This is a genomic window from Pseudomonas sp. FW305-3-2-15-E-TSA4, assembly GCF_058787295.1.
In genome coordinates, this window is the sequence record NZ_JBYSZP010000014.1 from 208,591 (window position 1) to 216,350 (window position 7,760).

The 7,760-nt window shown below is 61.0% G+C and carries 9 protein-coding genes and 1 pseudogene; 8 read left to right on the forward strand and 2 right to left on the reverse strand.

All coding sequences use genetic code 11. From position 1 onward, the window contains the following. Window positions 1–182 precede the first annotated feature (182 nt). The 4 genes from ftsY (at window position 183) to rpoH (ending at window position 4,357) form a co-directional block, all read left to right on the forward strand. On the forward strand, window positions 183–1,697 hold the full coding sequence (gene ftsY, locus AC3WMV_RS20210; protein ID WP_103368019.1) for a signal recognition particle-docking protein FtsY: 1,515 nt from the start codon (window positions 183–185) through the stop codon (window positions 1,695–1,697). Continuing rightward, window positions 1,694–2,365: a cell division ATP-binding protein FtsE gene (gene ftsE, locus AC3WMV_RS20215; protein ID WP_003229148.1), complete on the forward strand. Its 672-nt coding sequence runs from the start codon at window positions 1,694–1,696 to the stop codon at window positions 2,363–2,365. Before ftsY ends, ftsE begins: the two co-directional genes overlap by 4 nt. Then, on the forward strand, window positions 2,362–3,387 hold the full coding sequence (gene ftsX, locus AC3WMV_RS20220) for a permease-like cell division protein FtsX (protein ID WP_007964135.1): 1,026 nt from the start codon (window positions 2,362–2,364) through the stop codon (window positions 3,385–3,387). The genes ftsE and ftsX overlap by 4 nt, the downstream gene beginning before the upstream one ends. 115 nt (window positions 3,388–3,502) lie before the next feature. Next, window positions 3,503–4,357 (forward strand): RNA polymerase sigma factor RpoH, encoded by an 855-nt coding sequence (gene rpoH, locus AC3WMV_RS20225; RefSeq protein ID WP_103368018.1) that lies wholly within the window; start codon window positions 3,503–3,505, stop codon window positions 4,355–4,357. 198 nt (window positions 4,358–4,555) lie between these two features. Here the strand turns inward: rpoH and mtgA are convergent, their stop codons facing one another. Next, entirely contained in the window at window positions 4,556–5,278 is a 723-nt protein-coding gene (mtgA, locus tag AC3WMV_RS20230) for a monofunctional biosynthetic peptidoglycan transglycosylase (protein WP_103368017.1), read from the reverse strand. Between the two features lie 74 nt (window positions 5,279–5,352). On the opposite strand from mtgA, the gene AC3WMV_RS20235 reads away from it, so the two are divergent. The 4 genes from AC3WMV_RS20235 (at window position 5,353) to trmB (ending at window position 7,594) form a co-directional block, all read left to right on the forward strand. Then, a complete protein-coding gene (locus AC3WMV_RS20235; RefSeq protein WP_003229144.1) occupies window positions 5,353–5,724 on the forward strand; it encodes a DUF423 domain-containing protein in 372 nt (123 codons plus the stop codon). Between the two features lie 80 nt (window positions 5,725–5,804). Then, on the forward strand, window positions 5,805–6,005 hold the full coding sequence (gene thiS, locus AC3WMV_RS20240; RefSeq protein ID WP_178085238.1) for a sulfur carrier protein ThiS: 201 nt from the start codon (window positions 5,805–5,807) through the stop codon (window positions 6,003–6,005). Window positions 6,006–6,064: 59 nt separating this feature from the next. Beyond that, window positions 6,065–6,859 (forward strand): thiazole synthase, encoded by a 795-nt coding sequence (locus AC3WMV_RS20245; RefSeq protein WP_007964131.1) that lies wholly within the window; start codon window positions 6,065–6,067, stop codon window positions 6,857–6,859. A 9-nt stretch (window positions 6,860–6,868) separates the two neighbouring features. Further along, complete coding sequence (trmB, locus tag AC3WMV_RS20250; RefSeq protein WP_027610572.1) at window positions 6,869–7,594, forward strand: tRNA (guanosine(46)-N7)-methyltransferase TrmB; 726 nt, start codon at window positions 6,869–6,871, stop codon at window positions 7,592–7,594. Between the two features lie 50 nt (window positions 7,595–7,644). Here the strand turns inward: trmB and AC3WMV_RS20255 are convergent. Next, a pseudogene (locus AC3WMV_RS20255) lies at window positions 7,645–7,760 on the reverse strand (IS110 family transposase); the annotation flags it as partial.

The window sequence follows — 7,760 nt, forward strand, 5'->3', positions numbered from 1 at the left end:
TCGCTTTTTCGCCGATTTTGCCGGTTTAGTCCTTCGTTAATACGAATCTTTGGGGTGCCGCTGGCGCCTCGACAAAATGTTGCGCGTGAACAAGCTGGATGAAACACAGTCTGTTCTGCATCGAATATTTATTTGCCGGGGCGCCCTTATGGCGCGTCGCTACCGTGAGATAGCCGTCCTCCATGTTTGGTTCCAACGACGACAAGAAGACCCCAGCTGCGGCTGGCGAGAAGAAAAGCCTGTTCGGATGGCTGCGTAAGAAACCGCAGGAACCCGTCGTCGAACAGCCGCCCGCGATTCCTGAACCGGCTCCGACGCCAGCGCCTGCTATAGAAGAAGAGCCGGCGCCGATCGTGCTGCCGATTGCCGAGCCGGTGCTGCAACCGGTCGAGCCCGAGCCAGAACCTGAAACCCCGGTAGCGGCCGAGCTGCCACTGACTCCGGCGGCCGAGCCGTGGCTGACCTTGCCGGTGGCGGAAGAGCCGGTGGCCTTGGTCGAAGAGGCTGCGCCGCATGTGACGCCGCCGATTCCTGCACCTGCCGCGTTCGTCCCTGAAGTCGCTCCGGCGCCATTGGTTGAGCCGGTTGTCGAGCCTGCGCCGGTTGTTCCCGAGCCAGTGACCCCGGTGGTCGTCGCCCCTGTTGCGCCGGTCGTTCAGCAGCTCGAGCCTGCACCTGCACCTGCACCGGTCGTCGCTGCTCCGGTGGTGCCGGTAGACGTGGTTGCTGAAACGCCAGTCGAAGCCCCGCGCAGCGAAGAAACCAAAGTCGGCTTCTTCGCCCGCCTCAAGCAAGGCCTGTCGAAAACCAGCGCCAGCATCGGCGAGGGCATGGCCAGCCTGTTTCTCGGCCGTAAAACCATTGATGACGACCTGCTCGATGAGCTGGAGACCCGACTGCTGACCGCCGACGTCGGTGTCGAAGCCACCACGCAGATCATCCAGCGCCTGACCCAGAAGGTCGCCCGCAAAGAGCTGGCCGACGCCGACGCGCTGTACAAGTCGTTGCAGGCCGAGCTGGCGTCAATGCTCAAGCCGGTCGAGCAGCCGCTGAAAATTGCCTCGCAGAGCAAGCCGTTCGTGATTCTGGTGGTCGGCGTCAATGGCGCTGGCAAGACCACCACCATCGGCAAACTGGCGAAGAAGCTGCAACTGGAAGGCAAGAAAGTCATGCTCGCCGCCGGTGACACCTTCCGCGCCGCTGCCGTTGAGCAGCTGCAGGTCTGGGGCGAGCGCAACAAGATCCCGGTGATCGCCCAGCACACCGGCGCCGACTCTGCTTCGGTGATCTTCGACGCCGTGCAAGCCGCCAAGGCCCGTGGCATCGACGTGTTGATCGCCGACACCGCCGGTCGTCTGCACACCAAAGACAACCTGATGGAAGAGCTGAAGAAAGTTCGCCGGGTGATCGGCAAGCTCGACGCCGACGCACCGCACGAAGTGCTGCTGGTACTTGATGCCGGCACCGGTCAGAACGCGATCAACCAGGCCAAGCAATTCAACCAGACCGTCGAACTGACCGGCCTGGCGCTGACCAAGCTCGACGGTACCGCCAAGGGCGGGGTGATTTTCGCCCTGGCCAAGCAGTTTGGTTTGCCGATCCGCTACATCGGTGTCGGTGAAGGCATCGACGATCTGCGTACCTTTGAAGCCGAACCCTTTGTCCAGGCACTGTTTGCCGAACGGGAGCGTTCATGATTCGTTTCGAACAGGTCGGTAAACGCTACCCGAACGGTCACGTCGGCTTGCATGAGCTGAGCTTTCGAGTCCGTCGTGGCGAGTTTCTGTTTGTCACCGGTCACTCCGGTGCCGGTAAGTCCACGCTGTTGCGCCTGTTGCTGGCGATGGAGCGTCCGACCAGCGGCAAACTGCTGCTGGCCGGGCAGGACCTGAGCACCATCAGCAACGCGCAGATTCCGTTCCTGCGTCGGCAGATCGGCGTGGTGTTCCAGAATCACCAGTTGCTGTTTGATCGCACGGTGTTCAACAACGTCGCGCTGCCGCTGCAGATTCTCGGCTTGTCCAAGGCCGAAATCGCCAAGCGCGTCGATTCGGCGCTGGAGCGCGTGGCGTTGTCGGATAAAACCGATTTGTACCCGGGCGACCTGTCCACCGGTCAGCAACAGCGCGTCGGCATCGCCCGCGCCATCGTGCACCGTCCGGCCCTGCTGCTGGCGGACGAACCGACCGGTAACCTCGACCCGCGTCTGGCGGCCGAGATCATGGGCGTGTTCGAAGACATCAACCGCTTGGGCACCAGCGTGCTGATCGCCAGTCACGACCTGGCCCTGATTGCGCGCATGCGCCACCGCATGCTGACTCTGCAACGCGGCCGACTGATCGGCGACGGGGAGGCCGGCGTATGAGTGCGACACGCAGTCCGAAGGTTTCCGAGCGCGTGGCCCCGAAAGCCGCCGACCCGCAACCGCCAAAGAAGAAAAAACACGACGATGACGACGGCCCGGACTTTTCCACGCTGTTGCGTTCGTGGATCGAAAGTCACCGTGCCAGCCTGCTCGACAGCCTGCGGCGCCTCGGCAAGCAGCCGATCGGCAGTTTCTTCACCTGCATGGTGATGGCCGTGGCGCTGAGCCTGCCGATGGGCTTGTCACTGCTGATCAACAACGTCGAGCGTCTGGGCGGTTCGTGGCAGCGTGCGGCGCAGATTTCGCTATACCTGCAGCTGGATGCCACGCCCGCGCAGGGTGAATCGTTGCGCGAGCAGATCAAAGGCATGCCCGGCGTCGCTGATGCCGAATATGTCGGTCGTGATCAGGCGCTGGAAGAGTTTCAGCAGCAGTCCGGTCTGGGCGAAGCCCTGCGCGAGCTGCCGGAGAACCCGCTGCCGGGCGTGGTGCTGGTGACCCCGAACGAGGTCGACAAGCCGACTCTGGAAGCATTAAGACAAAAACTTTCCGAGCTGCCGAAGGTACAACAGGCGCAACTTGATCTAGTCTGGGTCGAGCGTCTGGCCGCCATCCTCAAGCTCGGTGACCGTTTTGTCTTCGGTCTGACGGTGCTTTTGGTGTCTGCATTACTTTTGGTGATAGGCAATACCATTCGTCTTCATATTGAAAACCGCCGCACAGAGATAGAAGTGATTAAACTCGTCGGCGGCACTGACAGCTATGTACGTCGCCCCTTCCTTTATATGGGTGCGTTGTATGGCTTCGGTGCGGGGGTTCTGTCCTGGGGTGTGCTGGCGTTCGGCCTGAACTGGCTGAACGACGCGGTGGTTGGACTGGCCGGCTTGTACGGCAGTGATTTCGCGCTGGCCGGAGTGCCAGTTGCCGACGGTCTGTCGCTCTTGCTTGGCGCGGTGCTGTTGGGTTATATCGGTGCATGGATTGCAGTCGCACGTCATCTCAGGGAGCTGGCGCCGAAGTAGAATCTTTTTTGCGCGTGATTGACCTTGCGGTTTTTTTGGGAACTTGTACTTGAATTCCCGGTCAATTTTTCGCAGTGCCGAGAGGCACGAGTATGTAAGTGGGAGGTTTTTTCGCATGACCAATTCTTTGCAACCTGCGTACGCGTTGGTTCCGGGTGCGAACCTGGAAGCCTATGTGCACACCGTCAACAGCATTCCATTGCTGACGCCGGAGCAGGAGCGTGAACTGGCCGAGAGTCTCTACTATGAGCAGGATTTGGGGGCGGCTCGGCAGATGGTGCTCGCCCACCTGCGATTTGTCGTACACATTGCCCGTAGCTATTCCGGCTACGGTCTGGCTCAGGCTGACCTGATCCAGGAAGGCAACGTCGGTCTGATGAAGGCGGTAAAACGCTTTAACCCGGAAATGGGTGTGCGTCTGGTGTCGTTCGCCGTGCACTGGATCAAGGCGGAAATTCACGAGTTCATCCTGCGCAACTGGCGCATTGTGAAGGTCGCGACCACCAAGGCCCAGCGCAAGCTGTTCTTCAACCTGCGCAGCCAGAAGAAACGTCTGGCGTGGCTGAACAACGAGGAAGTCCACCGTGTGGCGGAAAGCCTTGGCGTCGAACCACGTGAAGTGCGCGAGATGGAAAGTCGCCTGACTGGCCATGACATGGCCTTCGACCCGGCTGCAGAGGCCGATGACGAAAGCGCTTTCCAGTCGCCGGCCAACTACCTGGAAGACCACCGGTACGACCCGGCGCGTCAACTGGAAGATGCCGACTGGAGCGACAACTCCAACCACAACCTGCACGAAGCGCTGGAAGTGCTGGACGAGCGTAGCCGCGACATCCTCTACCAGCGCTGGCTGGCAGAAGAGAAAGCCACGCTGCACGACCTGGCGCAGAAGTACAACGTGTCGGCCGAGCGGATCCGTCAGCTCGAGAAGAGCGCGATGAACAAGCTCAAGTTGTCGATCGCCGCATAACCGGCGCTCAGGCAAACAAAAACGCCCCGATCAGCGATGATCGGGGCGTTTTCATTTCTGTTTCAACACAAATCCCTGTGGGAGCGGGCTTGCTCGCGAAGGCGTCGTGTCAGTCACCGACAATGCTGGCTGACCCACCGCCTTCGCGAGCAAGCCCGCTCCCACAGTGATTGATGGTGTCTGAATGATTGAATGTGGTTATTCGGCCCAAGGCGCCCGGCGCGAATCATCAAGCCCCAGCAGGTAACTGGTCCCACCCAGCTGGCTCATCTGCTGGCGAATCCACCCGGCCCGGCGCGATACATAAGCCGTCGGATGGCTGGCGCTCCACACGCGCGGGTTAGGCAGCACCGCCGCCAGATAACTCGCCTGCTGCCGCGACAGTGACTTGGCGCTCACACCAAAGTGATGACGTGCTGCGGCTTCGGCACCAAACACCCCGTCATCCCACTCGACGCTGTTCAGGTAAACCTCAAGAATCCGCTGCTTGGGCCACAGCACCTCGATCAGCGCGGTAAACCACGCTTCCAGACCCTTGCGCAGATAACTGCGACCGGACCACAGAAACAGGTTCTTCGACACTTGCTGGCTCAAGGTGCTGGCACCGCGAATCGAACCGCCGAGTTCGTTGTGGGCCAGCGCAGCCTGAATCGCGCCGAAGTCAAAACCCCAGTGCTCGGGAAACTTCTGATCTTCGCCGGCCATGACCGCGACCTTGAGGTCGTCGGAGATTTCGTCCCACGGTTTCCAGGTGCGCTGCAGGTCGATCGGTTCGCCGTCGACCCAGGATTCGACCTTGCGCTCGACCATCAGCGCCGTACCCGGCGGCGGCACGAAGCGAAACAGCAACACCAGCAATACGCTGCCGCCCGCGAACCAGAGCAGGGCCTTCGTGAGACGACGCAAAAGTGAACGCAGCATAGAGATGGCTTGGCCGAACCGATAGAGCGGGCCATTATACAGACCCTGCCGAACGAGTCTGACTGGAGTTCCACATGCTGCGTGGCTTTCTGATGCTGGCCGCTTTCTTTGGTTTTACCGGTGTGGGCCTTGGCGCCTTCGCCGCTCATGGCCTGAAGAGCCGCCTGACCCCCGAGTATCTGGCGATTTTCCATACCGGCGTGACCTATCAACTGGTGCACACCCTGGCGCTGTTCGGCGTGGCGCTGCTGGCCACGCAGATTCAGGGGCGATTGGTGACCTGGGCTGGTATCTCGTTCGCCGTCGGCATCCTGTTGTTCTCGGGCAGTCTGTATGTGCTGACCACCACCGGCATCAGCAAGCTCGGCATCATCACTCCGTTCGGCGGTCTGGCGTTTCTGGTTGGCTGGCTGTGTCTTGGACTTGCCGCCTGGCGCCTGCAGTAAACCGCTTGACGCTTGGTGCTGACCTTTAGGTCATGATCGGGCTAGAATGCCACCCCCTAAAAATGATGGCGGCCAGGCGCATGCGCATTCAGTTGAACGGCGAATCCCTTGAACTGCCCGACGGTGAAACCGTTGCGGCCCTGATTGCCCGTATGGACCTGACCGGTCGCCGGGTGGCAGTCGAACTCAATCTGGATATCGTCCCGCGCAGCCAGCATGCCGACACCACCCTGAACGACGGCGACAACGTCGAAGTGGTGCATGCCATCGGCGGCGGCTGATCGCCGGCCCGCAAGGGCACAGAATTCTGCAAGACCCTCACCCCTAAAGAGGATTCCCCATGAGCATCGTTCGCAGCGACAAGCCTTTTGTTCTGGCCGGTCGTACTTACCAGTCGCGTTTGCTGGTTGGTACCGGCAAGTACCGTGACATGGAAGAAACCCGTCAGGCCATCGAAGCCTCGGGTGCCGAGATCGTCACCTTCGCCGTGCGCCGTACCAACCTCGGCCAGATCGAAGGCGAGCCGAACCTGCTCGAAGTGCTGTCGCCCGATCGCTACACCTTCCTGCCGAACACCGCCGGTTGCTACGACGCCATCGAAGCCGTGCGCACCTGCCGCCTGGCCCGTGAGCTGCTCGATGGTCACAACCTGGTGAAGCTGGAAGTGCTGGCTGATCAGAAAACCCTGTTCCCCAACGTGATCGAAACCCTCAAGGCCGCCGAAACGCTGGTCAAGGAAGGCTTCGACGTGATGGTTTACACCAGTGATGACCCGATCATCGCTCGCCAACTGGCGGAAATCGGCTGCATCGCGGTCATGCCGCTGGCCGGTCTGATCGGTTCCGGTCTGGGGATCTGCAACCCGTACAACCTGCAGATCATCCTCGAAGAGGCCAAGATTCCGGTGCTGGTGGATGCCGGTGTCGGTACCGCCTCCGACGCCACCATCGCCATGGAACTGGGCTGTGACGCGGTGCTGATGAACTCGGCCATCGCCCATGCTCAGCAACCGGTGATGATGGCCCAAGCCATGCAACACGCGATCGTCGCAGGCCGCTTGGCCTACCTCGCCGGCCGCATGCCGAAAAAACTCTATGCCAGCGCCTCTTCGCCGCTGGATGGTCTGATCAAGTAAGAGCCATTGATGACTGAATCGAACGACACGCCTATCCAGACGGAAGAGGGCGACGAGCGCCAACACCGCCGCATCAAGAGCTTCGTGATGCGCGCCGGGCGCATGACCGAAGGCCAGCAACGGGGTCTGGACCAGGGCGCGCCGCTGTACGTGCTGCCGCTGGCCGACGCGCCGGTGGATTACGATCAGGTGTTCGGCCGTTCGGCACCGCGCTCGCTGGAGATCGGTTTCGGCATGGGCCACTCGCTGCTGGAAATGGCCGCGGCGGCACCGGATCAGGACTTCATCGGTGTTGAAGTGCACCGTCCGGGTGTCGGCGCGCTGCTCAACGGCGTGCTGACTCAGGGCCTGACCAACCTGCGGGTCTACGATTGCGACGCGATTGAAGTGCTCAACCGCTGCATCGCCGACAACAGCCTCGATCGCCTGATGCTGTTCTTCCCGGATCCATGGCACAAGAGCCGTCACCACAAGCGTCGTATCGTTCAGGCGTCCTTCGCCGAACTGGTGCGCAGTAAGCTGAAGGTTGGCGGCATCCTGCACATGGCCACCGACTGGGAGCCGTACGCCGAGTACATGCTGGAAGTGATGAACGTCGCCCCGGGCTACCGCAACCTCGCCGAAGACGGCAAATGCGTACCACGCCCGGCCGAACGCCCGATCACCAAGTTCGAACGCCGCGGCGAACGTCTTGGGCATGGCGTGTGGGATCTGAAGTTCGAGAAAATCGCTTAAACATCACGCAAAACCCAATGTGGGAGCAACTGTCTTACTGCCACCATTCGTCACCGCCACTCTGTGCCGTCTCGCAGCATGGCATTCAATCTGATCAGCAGTATTCGCATACAGGCGATGAGCGCGACTTTCGCGCTCTTGCCCCGTTCTCTTAAGGATTCATAAC

Coding starts and splice junctions, on each gene's coding strand:
- ftsE (WP_003229148.1), top strand. CDS start 1,694: ATGATTCGTTTCGAACAGGTCGGTAAACGCTACCCGAACGGTCACGTC.
- ftsX (WP_007964135.1), top strand. CDS start 2,362: ATGAGTGCGACACGCAGTCCGAAGGTTTCCGAGCGCGTGGCCCCGAAA.
- rpoH (WP_103368018.1), top strand. CDS start 3,503: ATGACCAATTCTTTGCAACCTGCGTACGCGTTGGTTCCGGGTGCGAAC.
- thiS (WP_178085238.1), top strand. CDS start 5,805: ATGCGCATTCAGTTGAACGGCGAATCCCTTGAACTGCCCGACGGTGAA.
- mtgA (WP_103368017.1), bottom strand. CDS start 5,278: ATGCTGCGTTCACTTTTGCGTCGTCTCACGAAGGCCCTGCTCTGGTTC.
- AC3WMV_RS20235 (WP_003229144.1), top strand. CDS start 5,353: ATGCTGCGTGGCTTTCTGATGCTGGCCGCTTTCTTTGGTTTTACCGGT.
- ftsY (WP_103368019.1), top strand. CDS start 183: ATGTTTGGTTCCAACGACGACAAGAAGACCCCAGCTGCGGCTGGCGAG.
- trmB (WP_027610572.1), top strand. CDS start 6,869: ATGACTGAATCGAACGACACGCCTATCCAGACGGAAGAGGGCGACGAG.
- AC3WMV_RS20245 (WP_007964131.1), top strand. CDS start 6,065: ATGAGCATCGTTCGCAGCGACAAGCCTTTTGTTCTGGCCGGTCGTACT.